At 37.7% G+C, this 22191-nt stretch carries 14 protein-coding genes and 2 pseudogenes; 13 read left to right on the top strand and 3 right to left on the bottom strand.

The window, feature by feature from the left end; genetic code table 11:
• The first annotated feature begins 4 nt into the window (after window positions 1-4).
• From GHI93_RS00240 to GHI93_RS00200, 9 genes are all read left to right on the top strand, one after another.
• On the top strand, window positions 5-670 hold the full coding sequence (locus GHI93_RS00240; protein WP_153494521.1) for a hypothetical protein: 666 nt from the start codon (window positions 5-7) through the stop codon (window positions 668-670).
• On the top strand, window positions 657-1013 hold the full coding sequence (locus GHI93_RS00235) for a hypothetical protein (protein ID WP_153494519.1): 357 nt from the start codon (window positions 657-659) through the stop codon (window positions 1011-1013). The genes GHI93_RS00240 and GHI93_RS00235 overlap by 14 nt, the downstream gene beginning before the upstream one ends.
• Complete coding sequence (locus GHI93_RS00230; protein WP_153494517.1) at window positions 988-2163, top strand: zinc ribbon domain-containing protein; 1176 nt, start codon at window positions 988-990, stop codon at window positions 2161-2163. The genes GHI93_RS00235 and GHI93_RS00230 overlap by 26 nt, the downstream gene beginning before the upstream one ends.
• Window positions 2163-10460, top strand: coding sequence for an SNF2-related protein (locus tag GHI93_RS00225; protein ID WP_153494515.1), 8298 nt, complete (start codon window positions 2163-2165; stop codon window positions 10458-10460). The genes GHI93_RS00230 and GHI93_RS00225 overlap by 1 nt, the downstream gene beginning before the upstream one ends.
• A 20-nt stretch (window positions 10461-10480) precedes the next feature.
• Window positions 10481-13096 (top strand): toprim domain-containing protein, encoded by a 2616-nt coding sequence (locus GHI93_RS00220; RefSeq protein WP_170272345.1) that lies wholly within the window; start codon window positions 10481-10483, stop codon window positions 13094-13096.
• A gap of 65 nt (window positions 13097-13161) precedes the next feature.
• A complete protein-coding gene (locus tag GHI93_RS00215; protein ID WP_153494512.1) occupies window positions 13162-13410 on the top strand; it encodes a hypothetical protein in 249 nt (82 codons plus the stop codon).
• A gap of 251 nt (window positions 13411-13661) precedes the next feature.
• Window positions 13662-14057, top strand: coding sequence for a plasmid mobilization protein (locus GHI93_RS00210; RefSeq protein ID WP_170272344.1), 396 nt, complete (start codon window positions 13662-13664; stop codon window positions 14055-14057).
• Window positions 14057-15598, top strand: coding sequence for a relaxase/mobilization nuclease domain-containing protein (locus tag GHI93_RS00205; protein WP_153494508.1), 1542 nt, complete (start codon window positions 14057-14059; stop codon window positions 15596-15598). The genes GHI93_RS00210 and GHI93_RS00205 overlap by 1 nt, the downstream gene beginning before the upstream one ends.
• Window positions 15585-16061, top strand: coding sequence for a hypothetical protein (locus GHI93_RS00200; RefSeq protein WP_153494506.1), 477 nt, complete (start codon window positions 15585-15587; stop codon window positions 16059-16061). Before GHI93_RS00205 ends, GHI93_RS00200 begins: the two co-directional genes overlap by 14 nt.
• Before the next feature lie 152 nt (window positions 16062-16213).
• On the opposite strand, the pseudogene GHI93_RS13260 reads toward GHI93_RS00200, so the two are convergent.
• A pseudogene (locus tag GHI93_RS13260) lies at window positions 16214-17373 on the bottom strand (IS110 family RNA-guided transposase).
• Between the two features lie 632 nt (window positions 17374-18005).
• Between GHI93_RS13260 and GHI93_RS00190 the strand changes: the two are divergent.
• The 3 genes and pseudogenes from GHI93_RS00190 to GHI93_RS00180 all read left to right on the top strand — a co-directional run bounded on the left by GHI93_RS00190 (window position 18006) and on the right by GHI93_RS00180 (window position 19565).
• Window positions 18006-18329, top strand: a complete 324-nt coding sequence (locus GHI93_RS00190; RefSeq protein ID WP_343030287.1) for a type II toxin-antitoxin system RelE/ParE family toxin — start codon at window positions 18006-18008, stop codon at window positions 18327-18329.
• A 248-nt stretch (window positions 18330-18577) separates the two neighbouring features.
• Window positions 18578-18796, top strand: a pseudogene (gene tnpA, locus GHI93_RS00185) (IS200/IS605 family transposase); the annotation flags it as partial.
• A 238-nt stretch (window positions 18797-19034) separates the two neighbouring features.
• Window positions 19035-19565: a hypothetical protein gene (locus GHI93_RS00180; protein WP_153494502.1), complete on the top strand. Its 531-nt coding sequence runs from the start codon at window positions 19035-19037 to the stop codon at window positions 19563-19565.
• Window positions 19566-19896: 331 nt separating this feature from the next.
• Here GHI93_RS00180 and GHI93_RS00175 read toward each other — a convergent pair whose 3' ends face one another.
• Together GHI93_RS00175 and GHI93_RS00170 are read right to left on the bottom strand one after the other, a co-directional pair.
• Complete coding sequence (locus GHI93_RS00175; protein ID WP_153494500.1) at window positions 19897-21129, bottom strand: ISL3 family transposase; 1233 nt, start codon at window positions 21127-21129, stop codon at window positions 19897-19899.
• Window positions 21130-21304: 175 nt separating this feature from the next.
• Window positions 21305-21664, bottom strand: a complete 360-nt coding sequence (locus GHI93_RS00170; protein ID WP_153494499.1) for a MerR family transcriptional regulator — start codon at window positions 21662-21664, stop codon at window positions 21305-21307.
• Between the two features lie 85 nt (window positions 21665-21749).
• Between GHI93_RS00170 and GHI93_RS12950 the strand changes: the two genes are divergently transcribed.
• Window positions 21750-22184, top strand: a complete 435-nt coding sequence (locus tag GHI93_RS12950; RefSeq protein WP_211368865.1) for an SDR family NAD(P)-dependent oxidoreductase — start codon at window positions 21750-21752, stop codon at window positions 22182-22184.
• Window positions 22185-22191: the final 7 nt, after the last annotated feature.

Raw genomic sequence — 22191 nt, 5'->3', positions numbered from 1 at the left:
AAAAGTGATAAATAGAAAAAAATTGAGATTATTTGTTCTCATCGGAATCGTGATTATTGTGATACTTGCAGGGGGTGTTTTCTTTACCGCTAAAGCGATAAAGAAACAAGTAGCTCACAATAATGAACGTCAACAAACGCAAGTGAAAAAAGGTGAGCAGCCCCCAACCTCATCAAGCTCCAACAACACCCTTTCAGGAGATGAAAAAGTCCCTGAAAAAACGAGTGATAAATTGAGTCAAAAAGCAACGCTCACGCAGTTTTTAGAGACTTTTTCCACATGGAAATTGAACAATACTTCGATTGATAATCGAGCTAAAGCACTTCAAACGTTGATGGCTCCGCTTGCCTATCAAAGTAACTACATTAAAGAGGAAGCTGACCAATTAAAACTTTTGTTAGAACGGTATCAAAAGACAAAACAAATTGATACGTCAAATTCGACACAACTTGTTTCACGGCAATATGAGCGAAGTAATCTTTATTTGAACGCTAATAGTCAAGGACAATACTATGTCGAGCTTTATTATTATGAAACGCCGGTCTATCAAACAACAGGCTATACTATTGAAGCAAAATATAATATTACGATGAATGGTAATCAAGTCGTAAGTTTGGCGCTTTTAAGTCAAAAATCTGTACCAGAAGGAAAAATTAATGGAAACAAATAAAAAAATTGAGGAATTGCGTAAAAAGAAAGACATTCTCGCACTCAAGGTGCAGAAAAAGCAAGAAGAACTGGAAACAGCTCAGACACAATATGAAAAGCTGGAACAACAAATTGATTCCCTTGAAACTGCGAATTTACGCACAGCGCTCAAAGCAGCGCAAGCTGCACCTCAAGAAGCGGTTGATTTACTAAATGAAATCAAGAAATTGTCTATTTCTCCGCTTGAAGCCGTTGAGTTGCTTCAAGGGTTGCAACAAGAAAATAGTGAGACAAGTTCATCACACGACTTTGGTTCACAACAAGTAGGAGGATATGGTAATGAAAATGATGAAATGGCTGAATAAAGATAAAAAAATGACGTTCGAAGTTCGAGCGTCATTCGGATTCCTGGAAGAAGAAAAGGCAAGGATTGAGACTTCTAAAACTTTTGATGATTTTGTAGTCAACATTGAAAGCCTTAATCAACTCATTTTAAGAGATGAACGTGAAGTGAGTTTTTCCGTTTACAAAAAATCAAGCACCCAAGATTTATATGGAAAAACGCTTAACCTTCCCCTCCCTGCTTCTACTGATTTTTATGATTTACTAGATAAGTTTAATACCAGTAAACCTCGGGCTGCAGAAGTCACTCCGTTGAAACAGATTGAGTCTTCCATTCCTTCTACTCCTCCGGTAATGGAAAAAGAAGAAATTTCAAGTTCCCCAGTTCATGAAGTTTCATCTGAACCTTTGAAAGATAATCAGCAGCTTCTCGCAGTAAAAGAAGAAATTGAAGCATTGAAAGCTCAGCTTAAAACTCAAAATTCTATCCCTATAGCACAAAATGTAGAAAATGAGAATGCGCCTAAAGTTGAGCAACTCTTAACATCACGAGAGAGCGATTCTGAGACGATTTCAGAAAATAATGTGGAGACTTTACCACAAGAAGACACCAGAGACGAAGAAAAAGAAATGCTTGGAAACCGCTGCTCATTTTGCGGTCAATCTCTAAGTGGGGAGGCAAAATTTTGTTCAGCTTGTGGGCGCTCGGTAGATGACACTCAGTCAGAGCCCATCATTGAGCAGACCGAATTTGAAACACTGGATGAGTTGGTAGAGGAAGAACACTATCCAATGGATATGTCTCAGCTTTTTTCTTTTAAAGATGGTTGGAATGTTCGCCCCAAAATTGAAAAAGAGGTAGCACTTGAATTTGAAATGAAAAAAGAAGAACGTCTTCAAAAAGTTGAACAGCTTATTGAACGGGCTAAACAATCTGAACTTGATGCAAGGCGCAAATCCTTTGAGGAACAAGCAGCGTCTATTGAAGCAGATTATAAGCAAAAACTGGCCCAGGAAAAGACACAAGCCCTTATTCAACTTGATGACGAAGCCAAAACAGAGGTCGAAAAACGTGTAGATGTTCGCAGACAGTATTTGACCCGCTGGTACAAACAAGGATTGGAGCAGCTCAACGGTAAACTTACTAAGCAAGCAGAAGTGAGGTCTGAATAATGAATAATCAAGAAACGATTCAAGCCGTACAACAATTTATTGCGGCTTTTGGTACGTCTAGCTCAAGTGAGCAACTTTTGTTTCTTAATTTTAATCGTTATCATCATGAACGTCCTATTCGTGAAATTATGCAAATCTACGTTCAGAACCCAGATACACGACTTTTGGGTTCTTTTGATTTCTGGAAAAATAAGAGCGTTGAGTCGAGCGTTAAGTTCAAAGAAAAAGCCAGCGTGCACCTCTTTGATGAACGAGGGCGTACTAAAGAAATTTTGTTTGATTTGGCTCAAACGACACTGAAAAAATCGTTTGAATTTCATGAGGTACTTTTAGATGCGCCTACTTTTGTTAATACATTAGCTGACCTTACTAATGAAGATTATATTATTGAAATTCCTCCATCGACAGAAATCATGGTTCGAGTTGGTCAATATGTTCAAAATTATCTTGCGCCTTATCAAACAGGGCTTACAGGATATTCTGCGCTGCAGCAAGAAGTCGCAATTGAGATTGCCAAATATAATTTGCTTGAAGAATTTGGGGTTTATTTAGATGGTGCAGTCGATTACACGGCTTTTGAAAATCAGGTGCTTTTGGAAATTGGGAAATTAGGGACAGAAGAAAATCTTTTGCGGACGTTTTCGCTTGCCAATAGTTTTTCAAAGCAACTGACCAAACTCATCAATGAACGCTATGAAATGGTTGCGGCACTCACTCAGGATTTGATGGAAAATCAAGCCCTCTTAAATCATCAAATTGATGCACTATCAGCGGATGTTGATTTTGATAGACCTGTTTCTAATCAAGAGGATATAACAGAATCCGTTACATCTGAACCCCTGATAATTGAAAAGCAGCAGCCCTCTAATCCTCGTCTGAGCGTCTTTGCCCCAAGCTTAGTCAGTGTAGAAAAAGCAAGTGAACATCAGAAAAAACGAGTGGCTTTCCATCGAGACAAAGCAAGAACGGAAGCAGAAAGCGGAATTCATGAACTTGAAGAAGTACAAGAAAAACTTTCTCATTCAAATGAGAAATCCGCTCTTATTTCTGATTCTGTAGGCTATCATGATGCCGCATTGAGTGCCTATAAACAGCTTTACGACTCTTATCAGCAACAACAAACTTTAAAGTTACAAGGACACAATGTTTCAGGTGCTTATGATGTTTATGATATTGAAACGACTGTAGGCAGCGTCCAATTTGGCTATCATTACATTGGTCGTGAGCGAGGAACGGATGACGATTCTAAGGTGGTTTTTAGTATTTCTACGGATAATGATGCTTTTAATACGGTACCTATGAGTACGCCTATTCGTTCACGTGTCTTTGATGTTTTTGAGCAAGGACTTCGTTCGCTCAATCTCGAAAAAGTAGAAGCTGACAAGCTTCTTGTTAAGCCTTCAGTTGACGTAATTGAAGAACATGGTAATATTCTAAAAGAGGAACACCGAAGTAAATTGGTGGAAGTCGAGTGGAATGAGACTGGTACTAACGAAAATTTTGAATTTCTAAATACACCACATGAACAGGTACCAATTAATCTTTCGCTCTTACAAGCCATGATTCGTGACGAAATCAAAATAGAACAATCCGATGCGTTAGGCTATTTCAAAGTCTCAACAACACTTGGACGACTTGACATTGGGGATGGATTCATGGTCAATCTCTCCCATTATCAAGCACTCGCCCAGGACAACGAACTACCGATTGATGTGCAAGCCTACTACGAGGAACTTGCGCCTAAAAAAGAGCAGCACCATTCCATTCAAGAAGTACTGCAGCAAGTTCGAGATAAAATGGATTTACCCGAAGATTTCAAAGTAAAATCCATTGGAAGTGGGGATTTTGCCATCATGAACGAGTCTTTTGGTGGGATGTTAAACGAGTCTATTGTCGAGTGGTTTCAGAACGCAAGCTATGAAATCAAACCCAATGCTCAAAAATTGACGGATAATCCTTTCTTTGAAGCTGAATTTAACAAAACTTTGAAAGAAGTGTTAGAAGCTCAAAATATACTATCTTCCAATGCAATTGCGGTTGAGGAGACCATCACTCCCGAACCAGAAGAGACGAATAAAAAACTAAAGCTAGATAGGATAGAATACCTTACGGCTTTAAGAGACCGATTATTGCCTGAAAATCAAAGAGAGTGGTTCTCTATTGGTTCCTTGCCTGACTATCCTGATTTATCAAAGAATGACGTTGTGCTTGCAATTTATCATCAAAATGGAACTCCTCTCCCTATTGCAAGTCTCAATTTAGAGGGAAAGATGGATTTGTTTAATGGGATTGATTACGTTGAAGAACGGACGGGGATTGTTGACTTTGAAAATAAGTTGAAGCAAGAAGCGTTTGACCTTCGAGATGATTTTTATACGCAAGATGGGTTATCTGCGCCAATTGAGCGCCGTATCATCAAACTAAACGAAATCAACGCAGCAAGTCCGAATATTGAAATCACAAATATTGGCTCAGCTCCCGAACCATTCATTGAAACAGCGGATGAAAAATCTATAGCACAAAATCAAAGTTTTGAATTTGCAGAAAAAACAGAGCAAGGCATCGCTGAAATTGAACAAGTTTATCAGTCTGAAAGCTCATCAACTGAGCTAGGGAAGCTTGAAACTCGTCTTTCTGATGGAATTTTTGATTTTATCGCTAGAGACAGCGATTGGTTTGAGTCGTTTGGCTCTTCATTTGTGGATGTTCAAGTTTCTATCGAGGAGAAGTACCAAAACTTTACTGCCTATCGAGTGACGGATAATGGAAGTTCAACTCCATTGATTAAGATGAATTTGACTACGGGTGTCTTTACCCTTTTAGGCGATGATTTTAAAAACGAAAAACAAACTTCTGAGCTGCTCCGGTACATTCGTTCTGAGTTAAAGGAAGCAGGGTATTTACAACAAATGCCTGATAAATCTCTCCCAAAAGAAGCGGTGTCAGACGAAAAAAATATTGAAGAAATCTCTCTATTTGATGATTTTCCCGATGATGAAATAATTTCTAATGATAAAGATAGTATTAGCTCTGACACTATATCTAGTGTTAAAAATACATCTATTTCTACTACTAATGATACTGCTATCTTTACTACTACACCTACTACTATAAGTAGTGGTAGAGATAACACTAACCCTACCGATTTTGTATTCCCTGATATTGACAACTTCTATCCACGTACCCCTAGTGAAAAAGTGATGGCAAATCTTGCTGCTATACGTTTGTCAAAAACGCTAACTGCAGAAAATCGTTGGGCGATTCCAGAAGAACAAGAAATTCTTGCAAAGTATGTGGGGTGGGGCGGTCTTGCCAACGATTTCTTTGAGGAGAGTAATCCACGGTATTCGCAGCAACGTGAAGAACTCAAATTTCTTGTTAGTCAAGAGGAATATGCAGGAATGCGAAAATCAAGCCTAACGGCTTATTATACAAGCCCTCAAATTATTCAAACCATTTATCATCAGTTAGAAAATTTAGGATTTAGCGGCGGTCGTATCCTTGACCCAAGCATGGGGACTGGGAATTTCTTTGCCACAATGCCCAGAGAGATGAAAGCAGCGTCCGAATTGTACGGTGTTGAGCTAGAACAATTAACAGGGACTATCGCCAGTCAGCTCCAGCAACAAACAAAAGTTCAAATTAAAGGATTTGAGACAACCGATTTTGCCGACAATGCAATGGACCTCGTCATTACCAACGTTCCTTTTAGTGATGTTATTCGTGTTTCTGATGAAAAATATGAGAGTGCCTATGCTATCCATGATTATTTTATCAAGAAAGCTTTAGATTTAGTACATGAGGGGGGACTAGTTGCGGTCATTACCTCAACAGGTACGATGGATAAAAATGATAGCCGTTTTCGTGAAGAAATTTCAAAAATGGCTAATCTTGTTTCAGCCATTAGACTTCCGAATGATGCGTTTAAGGCAATCGCAGGAACAGATGTTTCGAGTGATATTTTAATTTTTCAAAAAACTTCAACTCCACAATCACGTCCCGAATGGACGAAAACAGAGCAACGGATGGATGATAAAGGAAATAGTGTTCATGTTAATCGGTTGTTCAATAATCAACCAGAGCTGGTCTTAGGGAAAATCGAAATCCAAACCCGTAATGGCGGAATGCTTACCGTTGCTCGTGATTTTCCGCAAGAAGAAATGATTGATAAAATCAATGATGCTTTTTCACAACAAGCTACCGCACAATATTTTGTCAATGATAGTGTAGCCGAACCTTTTGAACAAGCTGTTCAAGAAAACTCAAACGTGCCACAAGAAATCATTAACAAGTGCGCACCTTATACCATTTTCCTCTATCGGAACAAACCTTACTATTTTGACGGAAAGCATGTCACTCCTCATCAAAAAACGTCAAGTGTTACGCTGAACAAAGGGGAAAATCGAAAAAATCAGCTTGCAAGGTATGAAAATAATAAATCAACCATCTTTGAAGAAACAACAAGCTACCAAAAAATCTATACTTCGTCAGGGTATTTGGATAGTTGGAGCAATTTTATTCCAACTGAAGTCGGTGGAGTAGTAACACTTCCTAAAATTCCTCATGCTATCCTCGAAAAATTGAATAATGGAGAAAATGAAGTTGTAGATGGAGATATTCGTTATACTTTTCTCACTGGGAAACAAGGTCAACTCATCATCGAAGAAGCAGTCAACACCAAATACCAATATAAACTTGATTATGCAGCTAAAGATGTTAAAGCAATGCGCTTAATGATTGAGATGCGTCATACTTTGCAAGACTTGTTGAATATCCAACATATCCCAGAGTATGCTCAGCCCGAATATGAAACGATTCGAGAAAGGCTGAATAATCAATATGATGCGTTTGTGAAGCAATACGGACCGATTTCAAATCAAGCTAACAGTTTGTTGATGAGAATGGACGACTACTATGAATTTTTAGCCTCAATCGAGGAAGAAGTAGAAGACGACATCACACAAGAAACTAAAATCATTAAAGGCGCTGTATTTTTTGAGCCAACCATTCAGCCCCAGCCCAAGAGTATTCAAGTGAGTACTGCAGAAGATGCGCTGCTTGCTTCACTCAACCACAAAGGGCAGCTTGATTTTGATTATATGGAAGCAGTGTGTGGACTGACCAAAGAAGAAATCATTGCAGAGCTTGGCGACAGGCTTTTTTATGTTGGGGACGGCGAATATCAAAGCAAAGAAGATTATTTGTCTGGAGATGTCAAAACAAAACTTGCAAAAGCAAAAAATAACCAAGATTTTTATATAGAAAATAAAGACTGGCTGAAAAATATTGAAGCATTGGAAAAAGTGCTCCCAAAAGATATACCGCTTTCTGATATTACGTATAAATACGGCACACGTTTTATCCCTATTGAACTTTATCAAGACTTTCTAACAGAAATCATGGAGTCTCAGGCAACTGTAAAATATGACAAGTTGAGTGATAGTTACGAGGTAAAACTAAAACATCTGAACCGTTTTCCCGTTACAGATACTTATGGACATGGGAGTTTCAACGGTCAGAAACTGGCAACGTCCTTACTCAACCAGCGCCCAGGTAAAATTTTTATGCCAGACCCCAACGACCCCAACCATAAAAAACGGATTCTTGATAAGGATGCGACTGAGGAGCTTGAAGATAAAGCTAAGGCGTTGTTGGAGCGGTTCAAGCAATGGGTGGAAAACAGTGTTGAACGTCAAGAAGCAATTGCCACTCGCTTTAATGAACAGCTCAATCGCTATGTTGTAAAAGAATACGATGGGAGTGGTCTGACGATAAGTGGGTTGGCAAAACAATTTCAGCCACGTCCACACCAAAAAAACGCAATTATGCGCACCGTCTTGGATTTACGTGCTGGTTATGCGCATGAAGTGGGTTCAGGGAAATCTTTGACGATGCTCGCTTCTAATATGAAACTTCAAGAATTGGGGCTGGTTCATAATGCGCTATTTGTCATTCCAAAGCCCTTAATCAGTCAATTTGCCCGTGAGATTTATAAATATTTTCCAGAAAGTAAAGTCCTCGTTGCTCATAGTGAGGATTTTAAAAAGGCAGGACGCAAACGTTTCATCAGTAGAATTGCCACAGGCAACTACAATGCGATTATCATTGCGGATTCCCAGTTTGGGAAAATTGCAATGAGTAAACAATACCAGGAACATTACATTAAACGTCAGCTCATAGAAGCGAGAAAGGCAATAGAAGACGTTGACGATAGCGAGTCACTTACTGTTAAACAAACGGAAAAAGCGATTGAAGGTCTCGAAATTCGTCTGGAAAAATTGCGTAAAACAGACACGGATACTTTCATTACATTTGAAGAATTGGGCATTGATATGCTCTTTGTCGATGAAGCACACAATTTCAAAAATCTTGCGCCTTTCACACAACTTGAAAATGTGAAAGGTGTTTCTAATACTCGCGCCGAGAAGTCAATGGATTTGCAGATGAAAATAGAATATATGCACAGTTTATACGATAACCGACGCGTTGTCTTTTCAACTGGGACGCCAATGTCTAATTCGGTCGTAGAACTTTATACGATGATGAATTATATTGAGCCAGACGTACTAGAAAAATATGGAGCGGCCAGTTTTGATAGTTGGGTCTCATATTTTGGTATCATCGAAAATAATTTTGAATTGACTGCTGCAGGCACATTTAAAGTCAATCGGCGATTTACTAAATTTGGGAATGTTCCTGAGTTAATGACTATGTTCCGTGAAACCTGGGATATTCAAACGGCAGAGATGTTAAATTTACCTGTTCCTCATGCAGAGATGATTGCCCACGAAACAGCCATTACAGGCGCACAAGCACGTTATATTGATGCGCTAGTCGCACGAGCCAAAGCGATTGAAAGTGGGGTGGTTAAACCTTGGGAAGACAATATGCTGAAAATCGTTGGGGAGAATCGTAAATTAACGCTTGATATGCGTGCACTTGATGACCAACGTTATTCCGCTTTCGATTCCGAAAAGCTCACTCAGGTTGTAGATGAGGTTTTTCAAATTTACACTGACCACGATGAAGAAAAATCAACACAAATGATTTTTTCTGACTTATCTATCCCTGTAAAATATCGTAACAGTCAACCTCTCAATTTTGATAATAGCATCAACCTATTTTCTGCCTATGATGAAATCAAACGCACTCTTATTGAACGGGGCATACCTGCACAAGAAATCCGTTTCATTCATGAAGCAACTAACGATAAGGTAAAAGAAGCGCTTATGCGTGATATGCGAACAGGTAAAGTTCGAATTTTAATTGGGAGCACTAGTAAAGCAGGTACGGGTCTTAATGTTCAAAATAAGATGATTGCAGTCCATCACTTGGATGTGCCGTGGCGCCCTAGTGATATTACTCAACGGAATGGACGTTTGATTCGTCAAGGCAACGAGAACGACAATGTTCAAATTCATTACTACATCACTAAAGGTTCGATGGATGCTTTTCTGTGGCAAACGCTGGAAAATAAAGCGAAAGTTATCAATCAAATCATGAATGGAAATTCCGATGTTCGTGAAATGGACGAAATTGGCGATGCTCAAATCAATATGGGGGAATATAAAGCAATGGCAGAAGGAAAACCGCTCCAAAAAGAATACATGGAGCTTGAGATGAAGCTTCAAGGTTTAGAGCGTTCAAGGACACGCTTTTTTGATAGCAAAATTACGGACCTGAGACAGCTTAAATCCGCAAAAGAATATCTTCCCAATTTTGAAAAGCGGCTAATTGCCATTCACGAAGATATAGAAACTGCCACTCAAAATAAAGACCATCCTTTTTCAATAGAAATTTTCTATCAAGGGTCAACGCGTTCATTTGGAGAAAATGATAAGAAAACGGAAGTTGCTGATTTTTTTGCTCGTCAAATTCAAAATAATAGTTTGGATAGTCGCATTGCACACGAAAATAAAACAGTCAAAATTGCAAGCTACAAAGGATTTGACATTTTACATGCGGCAGGAAGTTCGGATGTGAAAACAGAAGAACGGCTTATTCTTAGTGGAACATCGCAATATTCTATTTGGGTCAATCCAGACGCAGCAATCGGTATTTTTACACGGATTGATAATTTCATCGAAACGGGGATTGCTGGCGATGAATTAACCACAACAAAAGAAGTGGAACGTTTAAAATCTTCCATTTCGAGTATTGAGCAGAATCAAGAAGCTGGATTTTCTCAAGAAAAAGAATATCAAGAAATAAAATCACGTGTTTCAGAGCTTCGCGGATTATTGAATAATGGCGGACAAACACAGCAACGCGAAAGAGAACAGCTACTCTCTCGTTAAATTAAATGAAAGGACACATCATGGATATAAAAGAAGATTCTCCCAGGCAACGTTTAACTGACATTGCCAATACGAAGTCCATCATGGACGTTGCCCAATCCTTTGGAATGACCTTAGAAAAAACGGGGAAAACTTACAAGGGCGAATGGCAAGGACACAATACTTTTAGTCTCAATCCAACCATTAACAAATTCAGATGGTACGGAAAAGGGTTCACGCGATGGACCGGAGTCATTGATTTGGTTTCTGTGCTTAAATATGGGGCAAACACGCAAGAGGAGCTGAACAAAAATTTCAGAAAAAGTGTCGTTGATTTAAATCAAATGGATTTAAAAACGTTTGATGCTTCAACGATTCCCAAGCCAAAAGCTTTCCAATATTTTTTTGAAGAGGCACCAGACATGGAGCTGGCAAAGCGTTATCTAAAAGGACGTGGTTTATCTGATGCAACGATTGATTTCTTTGAAAAAGCAGGCGTACTTGCGCAAGGAAATTGGCGGACAGAGCAAAAGGACGGCAGATTTGATTTTGAACCTGTTGTCCTTTTTAAGAATTTGGATACGAAACAGCATGTGATTGGAGGAAGCGCGCAAGGCATTGAAGCACATCCAGATTGGGAAGGACACCAACATAAAAGCGGACATCTAAAAAAAGTGCTGCCTAATTCTGGAAACAACTCTGGAATAAAAATTACGATTGGTACACCAAAACGGGTGATTATTGCGGAAGCGCCGATTGATTTAATGTCTTATTATGAACTTCATCAGACTGAACTTCAGGACGTTATCTTGATTGCAAGTGATGGCTACAAACCTGAAGCTATCCTTCGTTGTCTTGCTGAAATTATGGCATTGTCTCCCCTGATTAGCGAAGAATGGAAAGATTGGAATACAGAGTCTTTAATTAAAAAGCAGTTGGAACAACCTCAACAACTTCGTCAAAACTTTCAAAACTTTCTCGCCCTTAGTGAGCCAAATGTTGGGGAAATTATTTTTGCTTACGATAACGATGCGGCTGGTTATAAATTTGTTAATCGCTTCAAAGAAGAGTTTTCTGACATGGTTTCAAAAGTTAAACTAGACTTTCCGCCACTTGTAGAGGGACAAGAAAAAAGTGATTGGAATGATGAATTGAAATATCAGAAAAATATTTTAGTTCGTCCACGTCCTCAAAGTGAGATTGAAAAAGTTGAAGCTATTGTCTCACGTTATTCATCGCAAATACCCTCTACAACTTCTCTGCCATTCGTCGAAATGACACAAGCCCAGTCAAGATTTATTAAGCAAAAAATTCAGCGTATTGATGAAAAAGGAAAACCTTATACTCTTTCTAAAATTTATGAGTTACCTGTATTAACTGATTTTTCACGACTCGAAGCCGACCAAAGTGGACGAGTATCATTAGATGTGATTGGCGTATTGACAATTGAAAAAAGGCAAGCTACTTATCAAGCTGCAAAATTTAGTGTTGATAAAATACTTAAAAATAGCCGTTTTATTCTCTCTTTCAACATGGCAAAAGAAAGCTTAACTACACCAACATTTGAAGAAATTCGTGCATTACGACAAGCTAAAAATGGAGAGACTGTGAATTTATCCGCAGAAAAATTATCTCCCCCAAAATCAAAAGCTACAAAACAAGCGCCAGAAACGTTGGATAAAATTTTGGAAAAGCGGCAGCCTGCAGCTATCCATGAATTTCTATCGGCACAACTTAAGGATTATCAAAGCTCACAAAAATTCAAGACTTTTCTTTCTGCTTTAACTTATATGCCTGAACAAACAGAAGAAAATATTCGATTGTTGTTAGCACAAAATCCGAATATCCAACAAGTCGCAGATTTTAATACCTGGTCTGAAATCAAAAAATCCAGAATAAAACCAAAAAGCCAAGCATTAAAACTTTTTGTTCCGAACCCTATTCCACGTTATGATAAACAACATCGGATTATTCTTGATAAACGGGGCAATCCAGAAATTGCTCGTGTTGATGAAAATCTAGCATCCGTTTTTGATATTAGTCAAACGATAGGTGCGGTCTTTCCTGAGACTATCAAAACAACTTTTCCACGTGAAAAGGGACTCGAACTTTTTCAGAATTTATCAAAAATGTCAGAAGTTTCGATTCATTTTTCTGAAAAAGGACTTGAAAAAGATGACAAACTTTTTCATTTTGAACATGCTTGGTTCAATCAATCTGGTCAAGAATTGGTCATTCAAAAAGGGTTACCTGTGGAACAGGCTTTGCAAACTCTTTGTCAAGAAATCATTGCTCAACGTTTTTCCGACGACTTCCCTTCGCCAGAATTAAAAAAATTAGCGGTTGAAAGTATTCGCTATGTGACCCTTCGAAGATTTGGACTTGAAACAACATTTGAACCAACCGCTCATTTGGACCAGCTTTCTCTTTCTCAACTTAAAAATTTGATGAAAAGTATTCAGAAAAATACTGTTCAATTTACAACTGATTTAACTAAGCAACTCAAACCAGTTCCCAAAAAAGTCGTTGAAAAAATGACCCTTAAAGAAAAATTGGCTGCAGCACAAGTCAAAGAAAAACAATTATTGGCACAACAAAAAGAGGTTGAAGGCTCAAAAAAAGTTCAGGGGGCACCTCATCAAGCCCCAGTGATGTAAAAGCAAGTGAACTTGCGGCACTTCAAAAAGAATTGTCCAAGTCCTCTACGATATAAGGAGGAATTATGGTAGAGCAAAATGAAGAAAATATCGCTTATGTTTTTTCACTTCTCATGAAAAAGCATGGAAAATTAACTCAATCGAAAGCCGTTCGGCAACTGAAAAATTTACTTGATGCAATAGAACTTTTTGTAAGTGAAAAAGAATTTTGGGAACTTACAGAGGTACATGAAACAATTGAAATGATGGACTTGGAAGAATTTGAGCAATGGAAAAAAATTGCAAATCAATTCTTTTTAACGGTTTCAAATTGACGGTATTTACAAAAAATAAAAAGGGGCTTGGGGATACTCCCCAAATCAAACAAAGGCAGGAAAGGAGAAATTCGCAAAACAGCGAATTTTGACCTTTCCTGACCTTTTGCTTTTTCGCAAGTGGGTACCCACTTGCTATGCCAGCGAGAACTTCGTTCTCCCGTTAGGGTTGGTTTTTGGTGAGAGGTTCGGGGAGGTCAAGCCTTCCCGAATTTTTTGGTTTTCAAATGAATAGAAAGGTAAATTTACAAATGGTAGAAAGTGAAAGATTTAGAAATTCTCAAATAAAGTTTTGGACAACAAAAGAGGAAAAATCTCAGCTCAATAAAAATATGCATCAAGCAGGTTATGCGACACTTGGAAATTATTTGCTCAAAATGGGGCTTCAAGGCTTCATTATTCAAGTGGATTTTTCCTCATTGCGTGGCGCACTTGGCGATGTTGGAAACTTGAGAATGGAATTTAATAAGATTGGGAATAATATCAATCAAATCGCAAAGCACACAAATGAAAGTCATGAGATTGATGCGATGGATTTTTATCTCTTGCAAGAAGAAGTGGGAGCGATGCGCAAAAAAATGGAACACTTTGAAAGAGAAGTCGTCCACTCTTTCGAACAAAAATTAAAAGAATTGGGGGTAAACTAATGGTTGTTGTCCCAAAGCCTAAACAAATAAAATCTGAGAAACATCTGCACAAATCAGTGCAATATATTTTAAATCCGCAGAAAACGAATGAGCAAGTATTGGTGGGGGGCTATCACATTAACAATTTAAATTTTGCGGATGTCGAAATGAATTACACAAAAATTTTAGCACGACAAATGGTTGGACGACAAAATAAACAAGTGATGGCTCATCATTTGGTCCAATCTTTTCGCCCAGAAGAGGATGGACTTTCTCCTGAAGAAATTCATCAAATTGGTATTGAATGGATAAACCAATTGACTGGTGGAAAGCATGAATATATTATTGCCACACACATTGATAAAAAACATATTCACAACCACATTATTTTTAATGCGACATCGGACGTTGATTTTAAAAATTTCAGATGGAAAAAAGACACCTTGCAAATTGCACGTGAGCTTTCGGATAAAATTTCTTTGGAACATGGAGCTTTGCAAGAAAAAGTAAAACCCTATTCGAATAATCATCGAAGTTACCAAACCTATCTGTCTGAAAATCCTATTCGTCCAGAACTTCGGCAGCGTCTTTTATTTTTAATGAAGCATACGATAAGCGTAGAAAATTTTGTTAATAAAGCTCGTGCATTAAATGTGGCAGTTGATTTTTCAAAGAAATATGCGACTTATCAACTCCTCGATAAAAACCAAAAAGCTGTGATTCGAGATAGTAGTCTGATTTCAAAAGCAGACCAGAAAAAAATGGAAGCTCATCCGGAAAAAAGAATTTTTTCTTTGGAGCAAATCAAAAACCGCTGTGAGCAAAACAAAGCGGCCCATAAAATTGTATTATCCGAAAAGGAATGTCTGGCAGAATACGAGAAGCAACAAAAGTGGTTTTCTGAAAATACAAATATTGAACTTACCATAGAACCTTGGCAGATTGAAAAAGAAACAGCTCGTGAAATTTTTATTCGGGTGCAAGCCGGTCATCGTGATGGAACCATTCGCTGTGATGCACGACAATTTGAAAAAGCCGAGGATGGAACATATAGACTTTATCTCAACACTTTTTCAAAATTTATTTTCCTTGATGAACGTGATGCAGCAAAGAGCAGTATTCTATACGGAGGACAAATCATTGCACAACTCTCTAATGAAAATACACAAGTCCCTTTGCGTAACAATCAAGCAATGACTAATGTGCATACTCTGTTTGATGCGATGAATTTACTTTCTCGTCATGGGATTACGGGACAAAATTCTTTCAAGCACCTGGGAGAAGATTTTATTTCTGAAATGCAAAAAGTCGAGCAAGCCCTTGATGAGTTAAATGAAAAAATTGCACGCCAAACCGCTGTCGTCAAATTTGACCAGCACAATCTCCGAGAACTGAGCCAACTAAAAAATCTGCAAGTAGAACGTAAAGAATTGGAGCAATCTTATCAGCAAATCACACGAGATTTGGAAATTTATGATAAATTGGAAGCCTTTAATCAGAAAAATATTCAAGTTCAGCAGCCAAAGAATAATCAGGAGGATAGAACTAATGTTAAACGATGAAATTGAAAACCGACGCATTCAAGAAAAATTTTACGAAAAAGATTATTACAATGCGGACTCTAACGAGCTGCGCAATTTTTTAAATCAATCCCGTGCCTTATCCTTAAATCAAACACGTGATTTGGGATTTCCTTATTGGGAGTATCCCAAAATAAAAGAAAGGGGCTATTGTTTGGGACGACTGGATTTTAAAGAATGGGGATCAAAGATGAGTCTTGTTTCTTATTTTGAATTGTCATCAGGCTATTTTGGTAGAGGAAAATTTACGACTTATAGAAACCGTGATGCAAAATACAAACCGACAAAAGGACACCTTGATTTAGCAGAAACGATGATTGGCGATACTTTTATTTTAAAATTGGAATGTAAAGAAAAGGGAAATTCTTTTATTCGAGAAATTTGGCAAGTGGATTCAAAAGTGGAAATCGAAATGATTTTACAAAAAATTTTGAATGAAAATTGAAAGGCAAATTGAAAACTACAAATCTGAAGAAAGACAAACTATATTAAAAGTCAAGTAAAAACTGATTTTTAAATTTTGTCAAGCTAATGAGTTTGAAGGTACGCAAAAAGTCTTGCCAAAGCAAGTTTTTAAAAAATATCTAAACGAACCGCTTATCTTAACTTACGTTCATCAAAAGTTTGATTCGTTTTGAGAAGGTAGTAGATGATACGTATCAATTTCTTAGCCACATGAGATACAGCGACATTATAATGCTTTCCCTGGCTTATTTTGAGCCATAAGTAGGCTTTAAAATAAGGGGAGTAATTGGCAAGTAACTTGGCTGCTTGGATAAGTGCGTAGCGTAAATAAGACGAACCCCGCTTGACCATATGTCCAGTGATGTCCATTGTTCCAGATTGATAGATTGAGGGTTCTAGTCCTGCAAAAGCTTGAAGTTGACCTGGTGTTTTGAAGTTATGAATGCTCTTAATTTCAGCGAGGATAACAGCTCCTAAGCGCACACCAATTCCTGTAATGCTTGTGATAGGTGAATCTATCTCTGCCATAAGAACGTTGATTTGTTCTTGAACCTGGTTAATCTGTTTGGATTGAATGCTTATCATCTCAATAAGTTGTATCAGCTCTAACTGTAAGGCTAAAGCACCATTTCCTATGGTTAAACAAGCGGCTTCTTGAATTTGGTTTGCTTTGTCCGCCGTTAAGCGTTTGATTTTAAGTAAAGAACTAAAATTAGCCCGTTTAATTTTTTGAGGTGTAGATAGTTTGAAAGAAGCTCGTAAACAAATTGATTATGGACGTTCTTGACAATCTTAGCGAGTTCAGGGAAAACTTTATCAAGTACTCGAACATAAAGCGTCTTATTCTTTGAACGTTGATGTATTAATCAATTTTGATAGCGAGTGAGTTCTTTAAGTTCTTGCATTTGAGGTTCTACAATATAACGTTCAGGCTGAGGGTCAGAAAGCAGTTTACGAGCAATGGATAAAGCGTCTTTTTTATCAGTTTTAGACTTTCTAAGCGTCAATGATTTAACAAACTCCTTGATAAGTAAAGGGTTATAAGTAAAAGTTGGATAACCAAGATTTTGAAGAAAAGCAACGAGATTATCGGCATAATGCCCAGTATCTTCAAGTGAGATACAGAGTTCAGAAGTTGGAAGTTTAAGCTGTTCTAAACATTCTTTTAGATTTTGAAATCCTTTATAGGTATTGGCAAACTGGAAATTTTTAATCATAATGTTTCCTTGCTTATCAAGGATTGCGAGGTCATGTTTGTATTTAGATACATCAATTTCAACGAAAAGGGTCATAAGGGTTCTCCTCAGTATTTAATATTTAGATCACTGTGATAACTCCACGCACTTTTTGTTCTTGTAGCCTTATTAGATATAAAACGTCTGTTGTTTCTTGCGTTATCAAACTCATTACCAATGTATACAAAAAGCTGTGGTTAGAGCCTTTCTAAAATCGTCTAGCGATTGGGTACAAATACTAATTCACAGCGTGCTTATTCAAGTTTAACACTTGAGCTTTGGCAGTAGCTAACTGCACTAATATAAATATAAGGGGTAAAATAATTCTTATAAATATTTCGATAGCTCTAGAAACTTTGTGAAGATTATCAACATTTATCTAGTCTTGCATAGAAGGAGAACAAAATGACGCAAACCCACATGATTCTATACACACACAGTATTCTCGCTGAGAAATTATTTTTTACTGTACCAATGAACGTCACTTTTTTGTGGCGCTTTTTTATATGGATTTTTTAAAAGGAGAGCAAAATGGCTACTGACAATCCCAAAGATTGTCCCTGTTATGGACAATATCCTCAAAACAATATGAATGTTTGTCTGAACTGTCAAGAAGCAATTATTCATCACTTAGATTCACACAATTGTGCTGTGAAGTATCACTAAGATTTTGATACTTTACGTGTAATATTGATTATACCGACTCAGCATTACAAGATTTAATGGGGATAAAAAATTATATCGAAGAAAATTTTCTCTCAGAGCAAGCTGCACTCAACACAGTTGATACGATTATGACAAGCTTGGAAAAATTGAAAATATTTCCAGAAGGTGGCCTAAAGCTTAGCAGTCGAGTTGATGAAGATGTGGAATTGACTGAAGATTATTATTTTACTTTTGTTGGAAATCACGTTGCATTTTATGAAATCAATGGCAATGTCGTGTCGATTGTCAGAGTACTTGGCATGAAACAGAATTGGGTTAATTTGTTGCGCAAAAAAAGAAAAACATAAGACTATAAAGGTATTTCAGACTGCAGACAAACCCAGCGAATATTTCGCTGGGTTTTCTCGTTACGGCTTTAGCCAGTTGAGTGCGCATAGCGTGTGAAACAGAAAACCACCCGCTATGCGGGTGGAAGTGAAGTGGTTATACCACAATTTTCCGAGTATAATTGAGATGTTCAGGCTCAAATAGAAAGGAACATATGGCAAACAAAACAAACAGTCTTTCGCACACAAAGTGGTTGTGAAAATATCATATCGTCTTCACGCCTAAGTACAGACGAAAAGTCATTTATAATCAAGTCAGGAACGATTTGAAAGAAATATTTCAGCTTTTGTGTCGCTACAAGGGTGTTGAAATCATTGAAGGACATCTTATGCCCGATTATGTGCATATTCTTGTCTCTATACCTCCAAAAATCTCAGTTTCGAGCTTTGTTGGGTACTTGAAAGGTAAGAGTTCACTCATGATTTTTTAATAATATCGAATCTGATTACCTTACTATTCCTGTGTTAATCCCTATGTTAATCCCTAAATTATTAATTTCGTTATTTTTCATCGATATGTATAATTAGAACGACAAGAGTAAAAGTTAGATAAGAGCGATGGTGGCGATTTCAAAAAATTCTTGCTTTGCTTTTCAGAATGTGATATATTTATAGTGAGAACGTTTTCGTAACAAATATATCTTTTACTAAGAAAGAAGGCTTTGTATGATAAAAAAAAGACTTATCGTAAGTGCTATGACAGTATTAACTTTGTTATCTGCATGTGCTCCAATTTTAGCTAATGCGGATGTTATTAAGCAAGATACTGCAACAGTACAAAAAAATGATGTAACCAAAACTTTGAATAATGAGAGTAACAATGCTCAAATTATCTATAAAAATCCTGATGGAACTACATTTACGTCGAATACGGTCATTCCGCAAACAAAATCTATGTCTGCGAGTCCAATAATTGTAGGTATTTTGTGGAAATATACTACAAAATCAGATGGCACAATAATGCGTAATACTTTTAGAAAATGCGCTACGGCTGAAGGGGCAGTTGGAGTAGCAGCAGCTCTTGCAGCTGCTGGATTCGAATTGGGACCTATTGATGCTGTTTTGGCTGCTATCGTTGGTGTAGGAACGTTTGCATTCCATGGACGTTTTACTGAGGCTGCTAATCTTATTAATGCACATCCAAATTCAGGAAAAATTTATATGTATTTAGATCATTGCACGTATTCCGCACGTTAATTTTACATGTGATACAATAAAATTATGAAAATATTATTATATGTGCTTATGCTAGTGTTGCTTATAAATTCAGTAAAAAGATATTATAAAAATAATAAAAACAATCAAAAGAAAGTAAAAATTTACAGATATGTACTATTACCACTATGCTTGATAATAGGGATTTTACCTATTGTAGTTGCTTTTATTATTATAAATAGTCATTAAGATTAAAGAAAAAACTATTGATAAAATTTTACAATTGCAAGATTATAAGGTTCTTTGTCAAATCCTGTGGGAAAATTATTCCCCCTCTAAGAGTAAGTCACTGCGGTGGCTTATTTTTGTTTCATCAATTCATCAAAATAATCCGCTTCTTGAAGTTGCTAAAGCGGCGAAACCCGAAGGCGACGCGCTTGAGCGCCTTGATTTTGTTGTTCATGCCCTCCACGCAGCCGTTGGAGTAGGGCGTGTGCAGTGCCAGGCGGATAGAAGCCTTTTTGGAGGCAAGAAATTGGAACTTTTTCACAAAGGTCTCGGGCAATAGCTCTTCTTTCAATTCGTCAATGATCTCGAAAAACTTCTGGTCGTCGTGCTTCCTGAAAGCTGTCAGTGCGGCCTGCAAGACTTCCCACGCCTCGTCGAGCACGGGTGTATAAGCTTTGAGTTGGAGCACCAAATCATGACTCGACGTCCACTGGCGTAAGCTGCGGGAATAAAAGCGATTTTCAGAGCAGTCGTCAAAATTCTTGAGCAAATAGTTCCAATAGTACTTGAGGTGGCGGTACTGCGGGCTGTGCGTGTCGAATTGCTTCATCTCCTGAACTCGCAGCTGGTTAAAAGCGCGGGTCAGTTGCTGGACGACGTGAAAGCGGTCCGTGACCAGCTGAGCGTTGGGAAAACAGCGTTTGATGAGCGCACCGTAATTGGCATTCATATCCATGACGAGCATTTTGACTTTGAGTCGAACTTGTCTTGGGAACTTGAGAAAATAAGTCACGAGGTGCTCCAAACGACGGTCATCCAGCAAGGAAACCAGCTTGTGGGTCTGTCCGTCCATGGCAATAAAAGCCATTTTTCCCTTGCAATCTCCTGTGGCTTTAAACTCATCAATGCAAAGCACTTCGGGCAGAAAGCTAAAATGATCTTTTGTGGGCATCTGGTTTAAAAGGCGATAAAAGCTATAAGGCGAGACCTTCAAATCCCGCGCCGCTTCTGAGATTGACTGCTTGCTTTTGAGTTTCAAAATAATTTCTTTTTTGAGCAAAACAGAATCTTTGGTGCCTTTGGAGACCAAGCTTTCGGGCAACTCAGGGGTCGACACTTTGCCGCAGAAACAACATTTGTAGCGCTGAATAGCAATGATCAAAAAGCAAGGAAAGCCCAGATATTCTGTGAGCTGCACCTTTCGAGGCATCGTGCCGTGCTTATGAAATTTGCTTTTGTGACAATGCGGACAAGCTTTAAAGGTGGCTTTATAGGTGACCTTGAGCTCATAGCGCTTGCCCTTTTTGAGGGGCATGAGCGTCTCGCTTTCCCAATCCTGAGCTTGCAAAAACAATTCCTTCATGATAGAATCAAACATAGCTTATCTCTTCTCTGTGTGTAGTGATGTACTTACAGTTTAGAGGTAAGTTTTTTATTTTACAAGAAAATAAAATCCTATGAGAATGATTTCCCACAGGATTTATTATAGAACCCTAAAACACATGAACTAGACGTAAGTCTTTTTATTTTTTTATCTTTGCAACAGAACCAAACTAACAATCAAAACCGTCCTCATAGCGTTCTAGTTTCCACCGAACATGTTCTAATTGTTTTTGTTTTTCAGATATATCTTGTAATATTTTTTTTTCTACTTCAGACAGTAATATTTGACGTTGTACGCGAGTTTCACTCCCTTTTTGTAACAAATCCACATAATTTTGAACTTCTTTAATACTTAAACCAGCACTACGTAAATATTTTATAAAGAGAATCCCATTTAAATGTTCTTCTTTAAAGAGACGATCACCTCTTTGGGTGTGACTATCTGGAATAATAATTCCTTTTTCTTCATAATATCGGATAGTTCTTATAGTCATTCCTGTTTTTTGTGAAAGTTGACCAATTGTCATCATATTATTTGACCTCACGTTACGTCAGTATGTTATACTTCGTATATACTATTTTGATATTAATATTATAACATGAGGAGACTGTCATATGGACAAGAAATGGACACCGAATAAAATTGGAGACTTAGGTAATAAAATAGCAATCGTTACCGGAACAGGGGGAATTGGGTATGAAGTTGCACTTTGTTTGACTAAAGCAGGAGCTAAAGTTATTCTTGCTGGCCGGAATCCTGATAAAGGAGATGAAGCTGTGCAAAACATTCTTTCCCAAGTTCCTAATGGACAAATATCTTTTGGACAAATAGATTTGGCAAGTCTTACATCTATTAGACAATTCTGTGAAAATATTGAATTAACACTAGACAGAATAGATATATTAGTCAATAATGCTGGAATTATGAATCCACCCACTCGAAAAACTACTGCTGACAACTTTGAATTACAAACTGGAACAAACTATTTGGGACCATTTGCTTTAACTGCCGGTTTATTGCCTCTATTAAAAAAATCTCAGTCAGCTTGAGTAGTTA

The organism is Lactococcus hircilactis, assembly GCF_009601015.1.
Taxonomy (GTDB): Bacteria; Bacillota; Bacilli; order Lactobacillales; family Streptococcaceae; genus Lactococcus; species Lactococcus hircilactis.
The sequence above is the reverse complement of the archived record's forward strand: the minus strand, read 5'-3'. Positions and strand labels throughout refer to the sequence as shown.